The 21,594-nt window shown below is 76.2% G+C and carries 4 protein-coding genes; 3 read left to right on the top strand and 1 reads right to left on the bottom strand.

The genetic code is table 11. From position 1 onward, the window contains the following. Position 1: 1 nt before the first annotated feature. The 3 genes from ABZW30_RS10940 to ABZW30_RS10930 all read left to right on the top strand — a co-directional run bounded on the left by ABZW30_RS10940 (position 2) and on the right by ABZW30_RS10930 (position 20,798). Positions 2–19,972 carry a non-ribosomal peptide synthase/polyketide synthase gene (locus ABZW30_RS10940; protein ID WP_355670745.1) on the top strand — a complete coding sequence of 6,657 codons (19,971 nt, stop codon included), beginning with the start codon at positions 2–4 and terminating at the stop codon, positions 19,970–19,972. A 73-nt stretch (positions 19,973–20,045) separates the two neighbouring features. Then, positions 20,046–20,249 carry an MbtH family NRPS accessory protein gene (locus ABZW30_RS10935; protein ID WP_355670744.1) on the top strand — a complete coding sequence of 68 codons (204 nt, stop codon included), beginning with the start codon at positions 20,046–20,048 and terminating at the stop codon, positions 20,247–20,249. A 36-nt stretch (positions 20,250–20,285) separates the two neighbouring features. Then, on the top strand, positions 20,286–20,798 hold the full coding sequence (locus ABZW30_RS10930) for a GNAT family N-acetyltransferase (protein ID WP_355670743.1): 513 nt from the start codon (positions 20,286–20,288) through the stop codon (positions 20,796–20,798). 161 nt (positions 20,799–20,959) lie between these two features. Here ABZW30_RS10930 and ABZW30_RS10925 read toward each other — a convergent pair whose 3' ends face one another. Then, positions 20,960–21,550, bottom strand: coding sequence for a TetR/AcrR family transcriptional regulator (locus ABZW30_RS10925; RefSeq protein ID WP_355670742.1), 591 nt, complete (start codon positions 21,548–21,550; stop codon positions 20,960–20,962). Positions 21,551–21,594 lie beyond the last annotated feature (44 nt).

The raw sequence follows: 21,594 nt of genomic DNA, 5'->3' as shown, positions 1-21,594 counted from the left end.
CATGACGCCTTCGAAGCGAGACCGCGCCGCAGCCCTGCCCGCCGACCTGAGGGAAGCGCTGCGGCTCCGGCTGGCCGGACGGTCCGGCGCTGCCGAGGGGGGCATCCCGCGCGCCGACCGCAGCCGCCCGCTGCCGCCCTCCTTCGTCCAGCAGCGCCTGTGGTTCCTGGACCGGCTGCGGCCCGGCGACCCCCGCTACAACAGCGCCGTCGCCGTCCGGTTCACCGGCCCGCTGGACCGCACCGCGCTCGCCGGGGCGCTGACCGCCGTCACGGCGCGCCACGAGGGGCTGCGGACCACCTTCGACGAGACCGACGGCCGACCGGTCCAGACCGTACGACCGGCCGAGCCGCCGCCGCTGCCGGTCCGGGAGACCACCGGGCCGCAGGCCCTCGACGCGATCCTGCGCGAGGAGTACTCCCGCCCCTTCGATCTGCGGCAGGGGCCGCTGCTGCGCGCCCTGCTGGTGCGCGAGTCGGACACCTCGCACATCCTGCAGCTGACCGCGCACCACATCGTCACCGACGGCTGGTCGATGGGCGTCGTCCTGGACGAGCTGTGCACCGCCTACGACGCCCTGGCCCGGGGCGTCCGACCGGAGCTGCCGCCGGTAACCGCCCAGTACCCGGACTTCGCGCTCTGGCAGCGCGAGCAGCTCTCCGGCGCCCGACTGGAGAGACAGCTGGCCCACTGGAAGGGGAAGTTGGCCGGAGCGGTGCCGCCGGAGCTGCCGCTGGACCGGCCGCGCCGCGGCGAGGAGGCCGGCCCCGGAGCCGTCCACACCTTCACCGTCCCCGCCCGGCTCACCACCCGGCTGCGCGAACTCGCGGCCGAGCGGCACGGCACGCTCCACACCGCCCTGGTCGCCGCCACCCAGGCCCTGCTGGCCCGCTGGTCCGGTCAGCAGGACGTCACCGTCGGCTCCCTGACACCCGGGCGCTCCCGCACCGAACTGGAGCGGGCCGTCGGCTGCTTCGTCAACACCGTGGTGCTGCGCACCCGGGTGGAGCCCGCCGGCTCCTTCCGCGAGCTGCTGGCGGCCGCCACCGAGACCGGCAACGACGCGCTCGCGCACGGCGACACGCCCTTCGAGCGACTGGTCGAGGCGGTCGGCGCACCGCGTGAGGCCGGCCGCAACCCGCTGTTCGACGTGCTCGTCCTGCTGCACCCGGCGCCGCCCGCGGCCGACGCCCCGCACGGGTTGGAGGTCTCCCCGGTCGCCGTGCCCCGGCAGGCCGCCACCTTCGACCTGAGCGTGGAGTTCGTACCGGACGGGGAGGCGCTGACCGGTGCGCTGGAGTACCGCGCCGACCTCTTCGACGCGGACACCGCGCGACGGATGGCCGACCAGCTGTTGCGGCTACTGGAAGGCGCCGCCGCCGAACCGGACCGCCCGATCGGCACCCTGCCGCTGCTCTCCGCGCGGGAGACCGGACAGCTGACCCGGGAGTGGAACGCCACCGCGCTGCCCGTCGAGGACACCACCTACCCCGAGCTGCTGCAACGCCGGGCGGCGCTGACCCCGGACGCCCCGGCGCTGGTCGCCGGGCCGGAGCGCCTCGACTACGCGACGCTCAACGCCCGCGCCAACCGGCTCGCCCACCACCTCATCGCGCTCGGCGCCGGCCCCGAACGACTCGTCGCGCTGCGCCTGCCGCGCACCGCCGACATGATCACCGCGATGGTCGCCGTCTGGAAGGCCGGCGCCGGCTACCTGCCGCTGGACCCGGCGCTGCCGGCCGAGCGGGTCCGCCGACTCCTGGACGACGCCCGCCCGGCCCTGGTCCTGGACGAGGCGGCGCTGCGCGCGCTGCCCGCCACCGGGCCGGACACCGACCCCACCGACGCCGACCGAACCGCCCCGCTGCACCCGGCGAACACCGCGTACGTGCTCCACACCTCCGGCTCCACCGGCCGCCCCAAGGGCGTCGCCGTCCCGCACCGGGCGCTGGTGAACCTGCTGGCCGCCCACCGCGCGGGCTTCGTCGCCGACGCCGGCGGCGGACCGCTGCGCGTGGCGCTGACCGCCGCGTTCTCCTTCGACACCTCCCTGGAGGGCGTGCTGCTGATGGCCGACGGCCACCCGCTGCACCTGGTCGACGAGGCGACCCGGATGGACCCGGCGGCCCTGGTCGAGTACGTCGTGCGGCACCGCGTCGACTTCCTCGACGTGACCCCCTCCTACCTGCGCCAACTGCTGCCCGCCGGGCTCCTCGACGACCCGCGGCACCGCCCGCGGGTGCTGATGCTCGGCGGCGAGGCGGTCGGACCCCGGCTCTGGCGCGAGCTCGCCGGACGCCCGGACACCGCCGCCTACAACTACTACGGCCCCACCGAGTGCACGGTCGACGCGCTGGCCTGCCGCATCGACGGCGAGGACCGGCCGCTGGTGGGCCGTCCGCTGCCCAACGTCCGGGCGTACGTCCTGGACGGCCGGCGGCAACCGGTGCCGCCCGGGGTGAGCGGCGAACTCCACTTGGCGGGCCACCAGATCGCCCGCGGCTACCTGGGGCGGCCGGGCCTGACCGCCGCCCGCTTCACCGCCGACCCGTTCGGCCCGCCCGGCAGCCGGATGTACCGCACCGGCGACCTGGCCCGCTGGACCGCCGACGGGCGCCTGGAGTACCTCGGGCGCGCGGACGACCAGGTCAAGGTGCGCGGCCACCGGATCGAACCCGGCGAGGTCGAGGCGGCGCTGTTCGACCTGCCCGAGGTCACCGCGGCCGCCGTCGCCGCCGTGCCCGACGCGCGCGGCCACACCCGGCTGGCCGCCTACCTGGTCCTCGCCGAAGGTGCGGCCCGCCCGGCGGCCGAGCTGCGGGCGGCCCTGCGGCGGGTGCTGCCCGACCACCTGGTGCCGTCGTCCTTCACCGCGCTCGACGCCCTGCCGCTCACCGTCAGCGGCAAGCTGGACCGTCGAGCGCTGCCCGCCCCCGAGCCCGAAGTCGGCGCTCGGGAGCGGGAGTTCACCGCTCCGCGCACCCCCGAGGAGGAGACCCTCGCCCGCATCTGGGCCGAGGTGCTGGGCGTGCCCAGGGTGGGCGTCACGGACAACTTCTTCGAGCTCGGCGGCGACTCCATCCTGAGCATCCAGGCGGTCTCCCGGGCCCGCGCCGCCGGCCTGCGGATCGGCTCCCAGGACGTCTTCCGCCACCAGAGCGTCGCCGACCTGGTCGCCGCGGTCCGCCCGGCCACCGCGCCGACCGCCCCCCGGCCTCGGCACGGGGACGGCCCGGCCCCGCTGACCCCGGTCCAGGAGTGGTTCTTCGCCGCCCACGGCCCGCTGAGCCGCTTCAGCATGTCGATGCTGCTCGATCTGCCGCACCAGCTCGACGAACCGGCCCTGGAACGGGCGCTGCGGGCCGTCGTGGCCGCCCACCCGGCGCTGCGCACCCGGTTCACCCGGGGCGCGGACGGCTGGCGCCAGCAGCCGGTCGACGCCCCGGGCACCGCACCACTGACCCGGCCCGACCCGGCCGTGGACCGGGCCGAGGCCGCCGACGCCGCCCGCGCCGCGCTGGACCCGGCCACCGGCGAGCTGCTGCGCGCCGTCCTGCTGCGGGACGTCCAGGCGGGCCCGACCGGCGACGCCCGGCCCCAGCTCTTCCTGGCGGCCCATCACCTGGCCGTGGACAGCGTCTCCTGGCGGGTGGTGCTCGCCGATCTGGAACACGCCTACCGGCAGGCGGCGGCGGGCGCCGAGCCGCGCCTCGAACCCGAGCCCATCCCGTTCACCGACTGGGCCCGCGACCTCGGCGAGCTGGTCCGGTCCGGCGGGCTCGACGAGGACCTGCCGTACTGGACGGCCGGAGCCGGGGCGCCGGCCGAGCCGCTGCCCGTCGACCACCCCGGAGGCACCCCGTCGGCCGGCTCCGCGCGCACCCTGCGCACCCGCCTGGACCGCGCCACCACCGGGGCACTGCTGCGGAAGGTCCCCGAGGTCTACCGCACCCAGGTCAACGACGTGCTGCTCAGCGCACTGGGCCGGGCCCTCGCCGACTGGACGGGCGCCGAGGCGGTCACCGTCGCCCTGGAGGGCCACGGCCGGGAGGACCTGTTCGACGGGCTGGACCTCTCCCGGACCGTCGGCTGGTTCACCACCCAGTACCCCGTCACCCTCGCCCCGGTCGGCCCGGCCGACGACCCGGACTGGGCCGCCACGCTCAAGCAGGTCAAGGAGCGGCTGCGGGCCGTACCCCGCCGCGGCCTGGGCTACGAGGCCCTGGCCCGCCTCGGCTCACCCGACCCGGCCGCCCGCGCCCTGCGGGACGTCCCGCTGCCGCAGGTCTGCTTCAACTACCACGGGCAGTGGACCGCCCCCGCGGCCGGGGACTTCGCCCCCGCCGGCGACGCCCCCGGCCGGGACCTCGCCCCCGGGGAGCCGTTGGACCACCTGCTCGACGTCTCCGCCGTGGTCGCCGACGGCGAGCTGGAACTCACCTGGCACTACAGCGAGCAGGTGCACGAGACGGCCACCGTCCAGGCGCTGGCCCAGGCCACCGCCGACGCGCTGACCGCCGTCGTCGAGCACTGCGCCCGCCCCGGCGCGGGCGGCCGCACCCCCTCCGACTTCCCGCTGGCCGGCCTGGACCAGGCCGCCGTGGACCGGATCGTCGGCGACGGGCGGGAAGTGGAGGACCTGCTGCCGCTCACCCCGCTCCAGGAGGGCATGCTCTTCCACCGCCTGGTCGGCGGCCCGGACGACGTCTACGTGGACCAGGCCGCCCTGCTGCTGGAGGGCGTGGGCGACCCGCACGCCCTCGCCCTCGCCTGGCAGCGGGTCGCCGACCGCACACCCGCGCTGCGCACCTCGGTGCTGTGGGAGGGCGTCCCCCGCCCGTTGCAGGTGGTGCGCCGCGGCGTCCGGCTGCCGGTGACCCACCTGGACCTGCGGGCGCTCGACCCGCGCGAGCGCGCCGACCGGCTGGCCCGGCTGCGCGCCGACGACCTCGCCCGGGGACTGGACATCGCCACGGCGCCGCTGACCCGGCTCACCCTCGTCCAGCTGCCCGAGGCCCGCCTGCAACTGCTGTGGACCTCCCACCACCTGATCCTGGACGGCTGGAGCCTGGCCCAGGTGCTCACCGACGTGTTCGAGGAGTACGCGGCGCTCACCGCCGGGGGCGTGCCGACCCCGGCGGTGCGCCGCCCGTTCGCCGACTACGTGCGCTGGCTGGCCGACCAGGACGCCGAGGCCGCCCGAACGCACTGGCGGGACGTCCTGGCGGGCTTCGCCACCGCCACCCCGCTGCCCGCCGACCGGGTGCGCCGCGGGGCCCACCGGGCCCGGTCGGCGGACACCCACACCGCGGGACTGTCCGAGGAGGCCTCCGAGCGCCTGGCCCGCACCGCCCGGCAGGCCGGGCTGACCCTCGGCACCGTGGTGCAGGGAGCCTGGGCACTGCTGCTGTCCCGCTACAGCGGCGAGCCGGACGTCCTGTTCGGGACGACCGTCTCCGGCCGCCCCGACGAGCTGCCCGGCGTCGAGTCGATGATCGGCATGTTCATCAACACCCTGCCCACCAGGGTCCGGGTGGACGGCCGCCGCACCGCCGCCGCCTGGCTGCGGGAACTGCAGGAGGCCCAGGCCGAGGCCCGGCGCCACGCCGCGGTGTCCCTCGCCGAGCTCACCGGGTTCAGCGACGTGCCGCGCGGCAGCGCCCTGTTCGACAGCATCGTCGCCTTCGAGAACTACCCCTTCGACGACGCCCGCACGGCCGGCACCGGAGTGCGCCTGGCGGAGGTCTCCTCCCGGGACGCCACCAACTACCCGCTGGTCCTGCGCGCCTACCAGGGGGAGCACTTCGGCTTCGACCTCGCCTACGACCCGGAGCTGTTCGACGCCGCGACCGTCCGCGGCCTCGCCGAGCGGCTGTGCCTGCTGCTCACCGAGCTGGCCGGGGGACTGGACCGTCCGCTGCGCGCCCTGGCGTGGACCACCGCCGAGGAACGGCGGCGCCTGCTGGTCGACCGCAGCGGCACCGCGCACGGCCGACCCACCCGCACCCTGGTGGACCTCTTCGAGGCGCAGGCCGCCCGCACCCCGCACGCCGAGGCCGTCACCTGCGGAGCCGAGCACCTCGACTACGCCACCCTGGACGCCCGGGCCGGCCGCCTCGCCCACCGGCTGGCCGAACTCGGCGCCGGGCCCGAGCGGTTCGTCGCCCTCGCAATGCCCCGGTCGGCCGAGCTGGTGGTGGCGGTCCTCGCCGTCCTCAAGACCGGCGCCGCCTATCTGCCGCTCGACCCGGGCCTGCCGGCCGAACGCCGCGCCCAACTGCTGCGCGACGCCTCCCCGGTGGCCCTGGTGGCGCCCTCGGCCGACACCGCCGAGGTGCCCGTCCTCGCCCTCGACGACCCGCGGGTGCGCGCCGACCTGGCCCGGCGCCCGGCCGGCCCGCTCGCCCCCGGCCACCGGCCGCTGCCCGACAGCCCCGCCTACGCCATCTTCACCTCCGGCTCCACCGGCCGCCCCAAGGGCGTCGTGGTGCCCCACGCCAACGTGGTGCGGCTGTTCGAGCAGACCCGGGAGCTGTTCGGCTTCGGCGCCCAGGACGTCTGGACGCTCTTCCACTCCTACACCTTCGACTTCTCGGTGTGGGAGCTGTGGGGCCCACTGCTGCACGGCGGCCGGCTCGTCGTCGTGCCCGAGTCCACCGCCCGCTCCCCGGAGGACTTCCTGCGGCTGCTCGCCGACGAGCGGGTGACCGTGCTCAACCAGACCCCGTCCGCGTTCTACCCGCTGATCCGCGCGGACGCCGAACACCCGGAACTCGCATGCCGCTCGGCGCTGCGCACGGTGGTCTTCGGCGGTGAGGCGCTGGACGTCACCCGCCTCGCCGACTGGTACGCCCGCCACCCGCAGGACGCGCCGCGCCTGGTGAACATGTACGGCATCACCGAGACGACCGTGCACGTCACCCATGCCCCGCTGGACGCGGCGACCGCCGCCGCCGGCGGTCCGGGACCGATCGGCACCGGCATCCCGGACCTGCGGCTGTACGTGCTCGACGCCGACCTGGCCCCGGTGCCCCCGGGCGCGGTGGGCGAGCTGTACGTCGCGGGGGAGGGCCTGGCCCGCGGCTACCTCAACCGGCCCGGACTGACCGCCGCCCGCTTCCTCGCCGACCCGTTCGGCACCCCGGGCACCCGGATGTACCGCACCGGCGACCGGGTGCGCCGGCAGAGCGACGGCACCCTGCGCTACCTGGGCCGCGCCGACCAGCAGGTCAAGATCCGCGGGTACCGGATCGAACCCGGCGAGATCGAGGCCGCCCTGCACACCCACCCGGGCGTGGGCCTCGCCACCGTGGGCGTGTACCAGGACGCCTCCGGCACCCGCCGACTGGTCGCCCACGTCGTCGCCGCCGGTGGGGGCGTGGACCGGCCCCCGTCCGCCGCCGAACTGCGCGCCCACCTGGAACGGCTGCTGCCCGCCTACCTGGTGCCCGCCGCCTACGTCCCGATGGCGGCCCTGCCGCTCACCCCCAACGGCAAGCTCGACCGGCGCGCGCTGCCCGTGCCCGGTCCGGACGGCTTCGCCGCCGGCCGGGCGCGCACCGCGCCCCGCACCCGCGCCGAGCGGTTGGTCGCCGCCGCCTGGACGGAGGTGCTGGACACCACCGAGGCCGGCGCCGAGGACGACTTCTTCGCCCTCGGCGGCGACTCCATCCTCGCCGTCCGGGTCACCGCCCGGCTGCGCGCGGCCTTCGGCTGCGCGGACCTCTCACCCAGGCTGCTGTTCACCCACCCCGTGCTGGCGGACCTGGCCGAAGCCCTCGGCGAGCCGGCCGGCACCGCCCCCGCCGCCGTCCCCGTCCTCGCGGACCCGGACGCCGAACCGCCGCTGTCGTACGCCCAGCAGCGGCTCTGGTTCCTCGACCGCTTCGAGCCGGGCAGCACCGAGTACACCACGCTGTCCGTGCTGCGCCTGCGCGGAGCGCTCGACCGTGCCGCGCTGGGCACCGCGCTGGACGCCCTGGTCGAGCGGCACGAGGCGCTGCGGACCACCTTCGCCGAGCGGGACGGCCGGGCCCGGCAGGTGGTGCGCCCGCCGCACCCGGTCGAGCTGCCCTGCGAGGACCTCGACCCGGCGGGCCTCGACGCGCTGCTGGAGCGGATCGCCGTCACCCCCTTCGACCTCGCCGCCGGGCCCCTGCTGCGGGCCCGGCTGGCCCGGTCGGCCGAAGGCGAGCACGTGCTCGTGCTGGCGGTGCACCACATCGCCACCGACGGCTGGTCGATGGGCGTCCTGGGCCGCGACCTGGCCGAGCTGTACGCGGCGGCCCTGGGCGGCCGCCGCCCGGATCTGCCCGCACTGCCCGTGCGCTACACCGACTACGCGGCCTGGCAGCGCACCCGGACCGACCGGGCCGAGGCCGACCTCGCGTACTGGCGACGGGCCCTGGCCGGCCTGACCCCGCTGGAGCTTCCCACCGACCGGCCGCGCCCGGCGGTGCGCACCCGGGACGGCGCCCTGGTCACCTTCACGCTGTCCGCCGAGCTGACCGCGCGGCTGCGCGCGCGGGGCCGGGAGGCCGACGGAACGCTCTACACCGTGCTGTTGACGGCCTGTCAGATCCTGCTCGCCCGCTGGGCCGGGCAGCGGGACGTCGCCGTCGGCACCGTCACCTCGGGCCGTGAGCACGGCGAACTCCACGACGTGGTCGGCATGTTCGTCAACACCCTGGTGCTGCGCGGCGAGGTCCGCCCGGAGCTGTCCTTCCGCGAGCTGCTGGCCGCCGCCCGTGCCACCGTCCTGGAGGCCCTCGGCCACCAGGAGGTGCCCTTCGAACGGCTGGTGGACGAGCTCCAGCCGGAGCGCGACACCAGCCGCACACCGCTGTTCCAGGTCATGGTGGCCCTGCACAACCTCGGTGCCGAAGTGCCGCGGCTGCCGGGCCTGGTGGTCGAGCCGGTCACCCCGCCGGTCCTGGGCGCCACCTTCGACCTCTCCTTCGACTTCGTCGAGGGCGACGGCGGACTGACCGGCCACCTGGAGTACAACACCGGGCTGTTCGACCCGCGGACCGCCGAGAACCTGGCGGCCTGGCTGCGGGCCCTGCTGGAGGCGGCGGCCGAGGACCCGGCCACGGCCGTCGGGGACCTGCCCCTGATGACGGCCGACCAACGGCACCGGGTGCTGGCGCAGGGGCGGGGCGAGGCGCTGCCCGCGGAGCCGGACACCACCTTCTCGGCCCTGTTCGAGGCGCAGGCCGCCCGCACCCCGCACGCCACCGCCCTGGTCGCCCGGGACGCCGTCCTCGACTACGCCGCCCTCAACGCGCGGGCCAACCGGCTCGCCCGCCACCTGGTCGCCCTCGGCGCCGGCCCGGAGCACCTGGTCGCGGTCCGGCTGCCGCGCGCCGCGGACCTGCCGGTGGCGCTGTTCGCGGTGCTCAAGGCGGGCGCCGCCGTGCTCTTCGTCGACCCGGACCTGCCGGAGGAGCGGGCCGCCCTCCTGCTCGACGACGCCCGGCCGCGGGTCGTGCTGACCGAGCGGATGCTGCGCGAAGTGCCCTGGGACGCGCTGCCCGACCACGACCTCACCGACGCCGACCGCACCTCCCCGCTGCTGCCGCAGCACACCGCCTACGTCGTCTTCACCTCCGGCTCGACCGGCCGGCCCAAGGGCGTGGCCGTCGAGCACCGGCAGCTGGTCAACCTCTGCCGGGACCACCGCGAGGAACTGGTCGCGCCGCACACCGCCGACGGCGGCCGGCTGCGGGTCGCGCTCAGCGCCTCCTTCTCCTTCGACACCAGCTGGGAGGGCCCGCTGCTGCTCGCGCTGGGCCAGGAACTCCACCTGATCGACGAGGACGTCCGGCTGGACCCGCAGGCGTTCCGCGCCCTGGTCGTCGAACGCCGGCTGGACCTGGTGAACGTCACCCCCTCCTTCCTGCGCGAACTCACCGCCGCCGGCCTGCTCGCACCCGGCCCGCACCACCCCCGCCTGCTGCTGGTCGGCGGCGAGGCCCTGCCCGCCGCCACCTGGCGGGAGCTGTGCGCGGCACACGCCGACCTCGGCGTCACCGCCTACAACGTGTACGGGCCCACCGAGTGCACCGTCGACGCCGCCTACGCCCGGTGCGCGGAGCACCCCGGGCGCCCGGTCATCGGCCGCCCCGGCCGCAACCTGCGGGCCTACCTGCTCGACGGCGCCCTGCGGCCGGTGCCGCCCGGCATGCCGGGGGAGCTGTACCTGGCGGGCGCCCAGGTGGCCCGCGGCTACCTGAACCGGCCCGGGCTGACCGCCGCCCGCTTCCTCGCCGACCCGTTCGGCACCCCGGGCACCCGGATGTACCGCACCGGCGACTCGGCCCGCTGGGACGCGAACGGGCAGCTGGAGTTCCTCGGCCGGGTTGACGAGCAGCTCAAGATCCGCGGCTTCCGGATCGAGCCCGGCGAGGTGGAGGCCGCCCTGCTGACGCACCCGGACCTCGCCGACTGCGCGGTCGCCGCGCGCGAGCACGCGGGCCGGACGATGCTCGTCGGCTACCCGGTGCCGGCCGGCGACCGGGTGCCGCCCGCCGACGAACTGCGGGCCTGGCTGCGGCGGACCCTGCCCGACCACCTGGTGCCCGCCGCGTTCGTCCCGCTGGCCCGGATCCCCCGCACCACCAGCGGCAAGACCGACCGGCGCGCGCTGCCCGCCCCGCCGACCCGGCCCGACCGCGCCACCCCGTACGTCGCGCCGCGCCCCGGCGCCGAGGAGCGGCTCGCCGCGATCTGGGCCGAGGTGCTGGGCGTCGAGCGGGTCGGCGCCCGGGACAACTTCTTCGCGCTCGGCGGCGACTCCATCCTCAGCATCCAGATCGTCTCCCGCGCCCGGGCCGCCGGGCTCGCACTCACCGCCAAGGACGTCTTCCGCCACCAGAACATCGCCGAACTCGCCTTGAACACCTCGGAGTCGGCTCAGCTTCCCGATCCGGGTGAACCCGAGCCCGACGAGGCGCCGCTCACCCCGATCCAGCACTGGTACCTCGACGGCCGCCGCCCCGGCGACGCCCTGCGCTTCACGATGACCCAGCGACTGGAACTCGCCCCCGGCACCGACCCGGAGGCCCTGCGCCGTGCCGTCCTGGCCCTCGTGGACCACCACGCCGCGCTGCGCACCCGCTTCCGCCACACCGAGGCCGGTTGGCGCCAGAAGGTGCCGGACCGGCGGCCGGAGGGCGTCCTCACCCGCCACGACGCGACCGGCCTCGACGCCGTCGCCCTGGAGGAGCGGGTGCAGCGGGCCACCGAGGAGGCCCAGCGCTCGCTCGACCCCGTCGAGGGCCGCACCGTCCGCGCCCTGCACTTCGACCGCGGCGGGCAGCTGCCCGGCCAACTCGTCCTCACCGTCCACCACCTGGCCGTGGACGGGGTCTCCTGGCGCATCCTGCTCCCCGACCTCGAAGCGGCCTACCGCACGGCCCGCACCGGAGCACCGGTCGAGCTGACGCCGACGGGCACCTCCTACGGCCGCTGGGCCACCCGGCTGGAGCGGCACACCCGCGCCGGGGCCCTCGACGGCGACACCGCCCACTGGACCCGCACCGGCGCGGCCCCCGCAGGCCTGCCCGCCGGTCGGCCCGCCCCCAACACCCACGCCACCGCGGCCACCGTCACCGTGACGCTGGACGAGCGGACCACCGAGGCCCTGCTGCGCCACGTCCCCGAGGTCTACCGCACCCAGGTCAACGACGTCCTGCTCAGCGCCCTCGGCCGCACCCTGGCCCGCTGGTGCGAGCGGGACACCGTGCTGGTCGGGGTGGAGGGGCACGGCCGCGAGGACCTCTTCGAGGACCTGGACCTGTCCCGGACGGTCGGCTGGTTCACCGCCGAGTTCCCGCTCGCCCTGCACGTCGACCCGCAGGCCGGCTGGCACGACACCCTGCGCTCGGTCAAGGAGCAGCTGCGCGCCGTCCCGCTGCGCGGACTCAGCTACGGCGCGCTGCGCCACCTGCGGCCCGACCGTCCGCCGACCGGCCACGCCGTGCCGCAGGTCGGCTTCAACTACCACGGACAGTGGGACGGTCGCGGCGGCGCCGACGGCCTGGTCCGCGCCCAGCTGCCGCCGGCCGGCCGCGACACCGACCCCGACGAACCCCGCCCCTACCTGCTGGACGTCACCGGCGCGGTCCAGGACGGCCGCCTCGAACTGGCCTGGACCTACCCCGCGGCCGTCTACGACGAGGCCGTCGTGCGCGGGCTCGCCGAGCAGATGTGCGCCGCGCTGCGCGAGTTGGCGCAGCACTGCGCCCGCCCCGGGGCCGGCGGCCGCACCCCGTCGGACTTCCCGCTCGCCGGCCTCGATCAGGAACAGCTGGACCGGCTGGTCGGCGACGGGCACGAGGTCGAGGACGTGCTGCCGCTGACCCCGCTGCAGTCCGGCATGCTCTTCCACGGGCTCGTGGACACCGACGGCGCCTACGTCGACCGGGTCGCGGTGCGGCTGGCCGGCGTCGCGGACCCGACGGCCTTCGCCGACGCCTGGCAGCGCGTCGCCGACCGCACCCCGGCACTGCGCTCCAGCGTGCACTGGCGGGGCCTGCCACACCCCGTCCAGCTGGTCGCCCGCCGCGCCGCGCTGCCCGTCGCCCACCGGGACTGGCGCGAACTGGCACCCGGGCAAAGGGAGTCGGCGACCGAGCGGCTGCTCGCCGAGGACCGCGCCGCCGGGCTGGACCTCACCACCGTGCCGCTCACCCGGCTGACCCTGGCCGCGTTGCCCGGTGACGAGGTCCTGCTGCTGTGGTCCACCCACCACATCGTCCTGGACGGCTGGAGCACCGGACAGCTGCTCACCGAGGTGTGCGAGGAGTACGCCGCGCTGACCGGCGGCCCGCAGGCGCCCCGGCCGGTCCGGCGGCCGTTCGCGGACTTCCTGGGCTGGTTGCGCGAGCAGGACCAGGCCGCGGCCGAGGCCCACTGGGCCGACGCCCTGGCCGGATTCGCCGAACGGACCCCGCTGCCGTACGACCGCCCGCCGGTCCAGGCCCACCGTGCCCGGGCCACCGCCGCCGTCCACCGCGAACTGGACGAGGCGCTGTCCCGCCGACTGCGGGAGAACGCGGCCGCCGCCGGACTGACCGTCAACACCGCGGTGGAGGGCGCCTGGGCCCTGCTGCTGGCGCGCTACAGCGGCGGCGACGACGTGGTCTTCGGCACCACCGTGTCCGGGCGCCCGGCCGAACTGCCCGGCGTGGAGTCGATGATCGGCCTGTTCATCAACACCGTGCCGACCAGGGTGCGGATGCCCGCTCGGGTTCGGGGGGCCTCCGGCGCCGTGCTGCCCTGGCTGCGGGACCTGCAGGAGCGGCAGAGCGACGGCCGCCGCCACGATCACCTGGCCCTGTCCCGCGTCCAGGCGCTGAGCGAACTGCCCGCCGGTGAGGCGCTGTTCGACAGCATGCTGGTGTTCGAGAACTATCCCGTCGACGAGTCGGCCGCGGCCAGGACCGGGGTGCGGGTGGTCGAGGTACGCGCCGACGACGCCACCACCTTCCCCTGGTGCCTGCGCGCCCACCTGACCGAGCGGCTCGGCTTCGACCTGGCCTACGACCCCGGGCTCTTCGACCACCGGACCGTCCAGGACGCGGCGGACCGCCTGGCCCGTCTGCTGGGCGCCCTCGCCGAGGGCCTCGCGGGTGACGTCGACGACCTGGACCCGCTCACGCCGGCCGACCGGGAGCTGCTGGCCGGCTGGCACCCCACCGCCCGCCCGGCGGCGCCCGGCAGCCCGCTGACGGTCTTCGCCGAGTGGGCCCGGCGCACCCCCGACGCGCCCGCGGTGCGCGACGGCGCCCGCGAACTGACCTACCGCGAGCTCGACGAATGGTCGGACCGGGTGGCCGCCCGGCTACTGGCCGAGGGCCTGGTGCCCGAGGCCCGGGTGGCACTGCCGATGGACCGCTCGGCCGAACTGGTCGTCGCCCAACTGGCCGTCCTCAAAGCGGGTGGCGCCTACCTGCCGGTCGACCTGCGGGCCCCCGAGGAGCGCCGCCGCGCCCTGCTCGCCCGGGCCGGCGCCGCCCTCCGGCTCACCGCCGAGCAGGTCGCCGCCGAGCAGGTCGCCGCCACACGCGAGGGAACGGCCGCGCCGGCGTCGGCCCTGCCGCCGGCCGACCCCGACCGGCTGGCCTACGTGATGTTCACCTCCGGATCCACCGGGGAGCCCAAGGCCGTGGCGGTACGGCACCGCGACGTGGCCTCGCTCGCCACCGACAGCCGCTTCGCCGACGGCCGGTGCCAGCGGGTCCTGCTGCACTCGCCGGTGGCCTTCGACGCCGCCACCTTCGAGGTCTGGGCGCCGCTGCTGAACGGCGGCTGCGTGCTCGTCGCCCCCGACGGGCCGGTGGACGCGACGCTGCTGCGAAGGCTCGCCGAGGCCGAGGGGCCGACCGCGCTGTGGCTCACCGCCGGACTCTTCCGGCTGCTCGCCCAGGACGCGCCGGACTGCTTCGCGGGCCTGCGGACGCTGTGGACCGGCGGGGACGTGGTGCCCGCCGCCGCGGTGCGCCGGGTCCTGGACGCCTGCCCCGGGCTGACCGTGGTGGACGGCTACGGGCCCACCGAGACCACCACCTTCGCGACCGCCTTCGCCCTCACCGAGGCGGCGACGGTGCCCGACACGCTGCCCATCGGCCGCCCCCTGGACGACCGGCGCGTCCACGTCCTCGACCGGCGCCTACGGCCCGTCCCGCCGGGCTGCGCGGGCGAACTGTACGTCGCCGGCGAGGGCCTGGCCCGCGGCTACCTGGGCCGGCCCGGCGAGACCGCGGCCCGCTTCCTCGCCGACCCGGCCGGCCCGCCCGGCGCCCGGATGTACCGCACCGGCGACCTGGCCAGGCGGCGCCCGGACGGCACCGTCGAGTTCCTGGGTCGCGCCGACGACCAGGTGAAGATCCGCGGCTTCCGGGTCGAACCCGGCGAGGTGGAGGCCGCGCTCGCCGCCCACCCGCGGGTCACCGACGTCGCCGTGGTCGTCCGCGAGGACCGCTCCGGCGCCAAGCGGCTGGTCGCCTACGTGGTCGGCCCGGCCGGGGCCGAACCGGAGGACCTGCGGGCCTTCGCCGCCCGCACGCTGCCCGACTACCTCGTCCCCGCCGCCTTCGTCCCGCTCGCCGCCCTCCCACTGAGCCGCAACGGCAAGGTCGACCGGTCCGCCCTCCCGGCGCCCGACCGGGACCACGGCGCCGGGCACCGCGCGCGGGTCGAGCCGCGCACCGAGGCCGAGCGCCGCGTCGCCGAGGTCTTCGGGGAGGTCCTGGACACCCCGCCGCCCGGCACGGAGGACGGCTTCTTCGAACTGGGCGGCGACTCCATCCTCAGCATCCGGCTCGCCGCCCGCCTGGCCGAGGCCTTCGGCGCCGACCTCACCCCCCGGGCGGTGTTCGACCACCCCACCCCGGCCGGACTGGCCCGGCTGCTCACCGAGGCGCAGGGCCGCCGGGGCCGCCCGGCCGTCGTCCCGGTCGCCCGGGACGGCGCGGCACCGATGTCGTACGCCCAGCAACGCCTGTGGTTCCTGGAGGAGTTCGCGCCCGGCGGCGCCGAGTACGTCACCGCGCTGGCGCTGCGTCTGCGCGGCGCACTGGACACCGGTGCCCTCGGCGCGGCGCTGCGCGCCCTGGCGGCCCGCCACGAGTCGCTGCGCACCACCTTCGACAGCGTCGACGGCCACGGCGTCCAGCTGGTCCACCCGCCGCACGAGGTGCCGCTGGAGCGGTACGACCTGTCCGAACTGCCCGAGGAGGTACGGGAGTCGGCGCTGCGCGGGCTGCTCGCCGCCGAACGCACCCGTCCGTTCGACCTGCGTCGCGGACCGCTGCTGCGCACCGGCCTGGTCCGGCTGGCCGACGGCGACCACGTGCTCGCCCTGACCCTGCACCACATCGTCACCGACGGCTGGTCGACCGCCGTCCTGCTCACCGACCTGGCCCACCTCTACCGCGCCGAACTCGACCCTGGGGAACCCGGGTTGGCGCCGCTGCCGGTACAGTACGCCGACTACGCGCACTGGCAACGCGCCGCCGTCGACCCCGGCGACGGCCAACTCGCCTACTGGGCCGGGCAACTGGCCGGCGTCGAGCCGCTGCGCCTGCCCGTCGACCGGCCCCGGCCCGCGGTGCGCACCGGCAACGGGGCCACCGCCCGTCTGGACCTGCCCGCCGACACGGCCCGCCGGCTGGTCCGGGTCGGCCGGGACCGGGGCACCACCCTGTTCACCACCCTGGTCGCCGCCGCCCAGGCCTACCTCGCCCGCCTCAGCGGCGACCAGGACATCGCCGTCGGCACCGTCACCTCCGGGCGCGACCGGCCCGAGACCCAGGACCTCGTCGGTTTCTTCGTCAACACCCTGGTGCTGCGCTCCCGGGTCGAACCCCGGAAGCCCTTCACCGAGTTCCTCGGCGAGGTGCGGCGGACCGTCCTGGACGCCTTCGCGCACCAGGACGTGCCGTTCGAGCGCGTGGTGGACGAGCTGCGGCCGGAGCGCGACACCAGCCGCAGCCCGCTCTTCCAGGTCCTGGTCGTGCTGCAGAACACCCCCTCGGCCGACCTCGACCTGCCGGGCCTCGACGTGACGGACGTCGAGACCGAGTCCACGCAGGCGGCTTTCGACCTCGTGCTGGAGTTCGCCGAGACGGAGTCCGGCGCGCTGCACGGCCTGCTCACGTACAACACCGACCTGTTCGACCCGGCCACGGCCGAGCGGATGGCCGAGCAGCTCGGCACCCTGCTGACCGCCGTCGCCCAGGACCCGGAACGCGCCGTCGGCACGCTGCCGCTGGCCGGTGCGGACGAACTGGCCGCCGAGCTGGACCGGGCGCGCGGCACCTTCCGCCCGGTGCCCGAGGCGACGCTCGCCGAGCTGTTCGAGCGTCAGGCCGCCCGCACCCCCGACGCCCCGGCCCTGCTCGACGGCGAGCGGGAGCTGACCTACGGCGAGGTGGACCGGGCGGCCAACCGGCTCGCCCACCACCTCATCCGGCGCGGCGTCGGACCGGAGCGGCTGGTCGCCCTCGCCCTGCCCCGCGGCGCGGCGGTGGTGGTCGCACAGCTCGCCGTCGCCAAGGCCGGCGGCGCCTTCCTCCCGGTGGACCCGGACTATCCGGCGCCGCGGCGGGAGTTCATGACCCGCGACGCCGGAGCCGCCGTGCTGCTCGACGACCCGGCCGGGGTGTGGACCGCGGACGGGCCGCAGACCCCGCCCACCGACGCCGATCGCACCGGCCCGCTCACCCCCGGACACCCGGCCTACGTCATCTACACCTCCGGATCGACCGGGACGCCCAAGGGCGTGCTGGTGACCCACCGCGGACTCGCCGCCTTCGCCGCGGCCGCCGCCGAGCAGTACGCCGTCGGCCCGGGTGACCGGGTGCTCCAGTTCGCCTCACCCAGCTTCGACGCCTCCGTGCTGGAACTGTGCGTCTCCCTGCTCAGCGGGGCCGCACTGGTCACCGGAGAGGAGGGGCCGCTGGTCGGCGAGCGGCTGGCCGAGGTCCTGGCCGGGCGGCGGATCAGTCACACCCTGATCCCCCCGGCGGCCCTGGCCACCGTGGACCCGGAGACGGCCGGCGCGCTGCCCGCCCTGCGCACCCTGGTCGTCGGCGCCGAGGCCTGCCCGGCCGACCTGGTCGACACCTGGGCCCCCGGCCGCCGGATGGTCAACTCCTACGGCCCCACCGAGGCCACGGTCGTCGCCACCTGGACCGGCCCGCTGACACCGGGCACCGGCGCACCGGCGATCGGTCTCCCCAGCGGCGCCACCCGCGCCTACGTCCTCGACGCGGCCATGCGGCCGGTGCCCCCCGGCGTGACCGGGGAGCTCTACCTGGCCGGCCCCGGCCTCGCCCGTGGCTACCTGGGCCGTCCGGGGCTGACCGCCGGGCGCTTCCTCGCCGACCCGCACGGTGCGCCGGGCGAGCGCATGTACCGCACCGGAGACCTCGCCCGACGCGACGCCGACGGCCGGCTGCGGTTCGCCGGACGCGCCGACGACCAGATCAAGCTGCGCGGCTTCCGGATCGAGCCGGGGGAGATCGAGAGCGCGTTGCGCCGCAGCCCCCTGGTGCGCGACGCGGTCGTCACGGTCCGCGCCGACGCCCCCGGCGGCGGCCGACTGGTCGCCTACGTCGTCCCCGCCGACCGGGCGGGAGGAGCGGAGGGACCGGACGCGGACGGGGCGGAGGGAACGGAGGGAACCCCCTCCGCGCTGGAACTACGCGCCCACCTGGCCGAATCACTGCCGCCGCACCTGGTCCCGTCGGTGTTCGTGCCGCTGGAACGGCTGCCGCTCACCCCGAACGGCAAGACCGACCGGCGGGCCCTGCCCGACCCCGGGCCGGCGCAGGGCGCGGCCGGTCCGTACCGCGTGCCGGGGACCGACACCGAACGCCGGATCGCCCGGATCTGGGCCGACGTCCTGGGCATCGAGGAGGTCGGCGCCGACGACAACTTCTTCCTGCTCGGCGGCGACTCCATCCTCAGCATGCAGGTGGTGTCGCGGCTGCGCCGGGACGGCCTGCACCTGGCCACCCGGGACCTGTTCACCCACCAGACCGTGGCCGAACTGGCCACCGTCGTGCGCAGCGCCCCCGAGCACGGCGACGACGGCCCGGTCACCGGCGACGTGCCGCTCACCCCCATCCAGGAGTGGTTCCTGACCACCCCGCGCGCCGCCCACCACCACTTCAACCAGTCGACGCTGCTCGAACTCGGCGTCGACCCGGACCCGCGGGCGCTGCGGGCCGCGCTGGACGCCCTGCTGGAACACCACGACGCCCTGCGGATGCGCTTCACCCGCGAGGAGACGGGCTGGCACCAGTTCAACCCGCCGCCGGCCCGCACCGACGACCTCTTCCTCCGGTACGACCTGACCGGGCGGTCCGCCGAGGACGCCGAGGCCGCCATGGCCAAGGCCGCCGACGAGCTGCACGGCGGATTCGACCTGGCCCGGGGCCCGTTGCTGCGGGCGGCCCTGTTCACCGGCGACCCGGGCCGCCCGGCCCTGCTGCTCCTGGTCGCCCACCACCTGGTCATCGACGCCGTCTCCTGGCGGGTGCTTCGGGACGACCTGGAGAGCGCCTACCGGCAGGCCGTCCAGGGCGCCGCGATCACCCTGGGGGAGCGCGGCACCTCCTTCCGGGAGTGGGCGCAGCGGCTCGCGGCCCATGTCGCCGAGGGCGGCCTGGACCACGAACTGCCGTACTGGGACCAGGCGGTGACCGCCCACCCGGCCGTGCCCGGCGCGCCGGCCGAGCCCGCTGCCGCTGAGCCCGCTGCCGCCGAGACGGCGGCGGTCACCGTGGAACTGGACGAGGCGGACACCGAGGCGCTGTTGCGCGCCGCCCCGGCGGCCTACCGCACCCGCGTCAACGACGTGCTGCTGGCCGCCCTCGCCCTGGCGCTCGCCCGCTGGACCGGGCACGAGCGGATCCGGCTGGACCTGGAGGGCCACGGCCGCGAGGACGTGCTGGACGGCGTGGACCTGTCCCGTACGGTCGGCTGGTTCACCACCGTCTACCCGGTCACCTTCCAGGTCCCCGCCCCCGAGGACCTCGGCCCGGACCGCGACTGGCGCGCCCTGGTGAAGTCGGTCCGCCGCCAGCTGCGCGAGGTGCCGGGGAACGGACTGGGCTTCGGCGCCCTGCGCACCTTCGGCCCGCCCGAGGTCCGCGAGCGCCTGGCCGCCGGCGCGCACGGCCAGGTCGTCTTCAACTACCTCGGCCAGTGGGACGCGCGGCCCGAGGTCGCCGAGAAGGGCCTGGTCCGGGCCGAACTCGGCTCCTTCGGCCAGGACCACGACCCCCGCGACGGCGGCTCGCACCCGGTGGAGGTGGTGGGCGCAGCGCAGCACGGCCGTCTCGCCTTCACCTGGCACCACCGCGCCGCCGTCCACGACACCGCGACCGTGCGCCGGGCGGCCGAGGAGTTCGCCGCCGCGCTGCGCCACATCGCCCGGCACGCCCGGGGAGGACGGTGACCACAGCCAACCCCTGTCAGACCGCCTGTGACACACCACCGATGAAGAACCGACGATGACGAAGGAGCAAGACATGGACGAGAACACCCGCTACCAGGTGCTGCGCAACGACGAGGAGCAGTACTCCCTCTGGCCCGTCGACATCGACGTGCCCGCCGGCTGGCAGCCCGTCGGCAAGGAGGGCACCGAGGCGGAGTGCTCCGCCTACGTCGACGAGGTGTGGACCGACATGCGGCCGCGGAGCCTGCGCGAGCGCATGGAGAACGCCGAAGCCTGACGCGACCATCCCACCACAACCCCCGAGGAGCTCACCGTGACCCCCGTGCTGCGCACCGAACACCTGGAGTTCATCCCCTACCGGCCCGAGGACGAGGACGCCTTCGTCTCCCTCCTGCGCAACGCGGAGGTGTGCCGCTGGATGGGCCAGGACCTCGTGCCCGAGCCGCAGATCCGCACGCTGTTCAAGGCGATCCTGACCGAGGTGTACCCCAAGGAGATCTTCGACGTGTGGGGACTGTGGCTGGACGGCGCCTACGCGGGCCACGCGGAGGTGAAGCGGACCGGCAACGTCGACGGCCATGAGCTGATCGCCGCCCTCGTCCCGGAGTTCTGGGGCCGGGGCCTGGGCTCCGAGGTGGCCCGCGGCCTGATCCGCTACGCCGGCGACGAGCTCGGCCTCAAGGAGGTCTACGGCCTGGTGGGCGCGGAGAACACCCCGAGCCTCGCGATGTGCGAGCGGCTGGGCGCCCGGTACCTGCGCGACTCGGTCGACGAGGACGGCTCGGTGGCGAAGGTGATGGTCATCTCCACGGCCGACGTGAGGTGACCCACCCGCCGACCTGGTCCGGACGCCCCGGCGGGGCGTCCGGACCAGGTCGGTGCTCGGCGTGGCGGGTGCGTCACGGGCGCCTCACAGCCGCCTGAGGGCCTGCTGCGGCTGAGCGGCGGCCCGGCCCGGCAGGTGGGCTGGGCGACGGCGCCGGGGCGTCACCGGGTGGCCGGGCCGAGGTGGGCGTCCAGGGCGGCGCGCAGCAGCGGGTCGACGTCCTCGCCGCCGGTGACCAGCCGCAGGCTGCCCCAGGCGCGCAGCTGGGCGAGGCCGTGCAGGTTGGCCCAGAGAGCGGCGGTGGCGGCGGTCGGATCGTCGCACCGGGGGTGGACCTCGGCGACCAGGCCGGCGAAGGTCAGGAACAGCGGCAGGGTGGTGCGGCGCAGCTCGGCTCCGCTGCCCTCCAGCAGGTCGTGACGGAACATCAGCTCGAACATGCCGGGGTTGGCTGCCGCGAAGCCGAGGTAGGCGCGGGCCAGGGCGGTGAGGCGGGTGCGGGCGTCGGCGCCGGTGGTGGCGGTGAGGGCGTCGGCACCGGCGAGGACATCGGTGAGCTTGCCGAAGCCGTGCCGGGCGATGGCGGCGAGCAGCTCGCGGTGGGTGGGGAAGTAGCGGCGCGGCGCTCCGTGTGAGACCCCGGCGTGGCGGGCGATCTCGCGCAGGCCGAGCGCGTTGACGCCGTCCCGGGCCACCAGCTCGACGCCCGCGGCCACCAGTCGGGCGCGCAGGTCCCTGTCCTGATCGGTCATAGACACTGTCTACCAGGTGGGTGTAGATAGTGTCTACTCGCGCT

Source organism: Kitasatospora sp. NPDC004669, from assembly GCF_040609455.1.
Taxonomy (GTDB): Bacteria; Actinomycetota; Actinomycetes; order Streptomycetales; family Streptomycetaceae; genus Kitasatospora.
The sequence above is the reverse complement of the archived record's forward strand: the minus strand, read 5'-3'. Positions and strand labels throughout refer to the sequence as shown.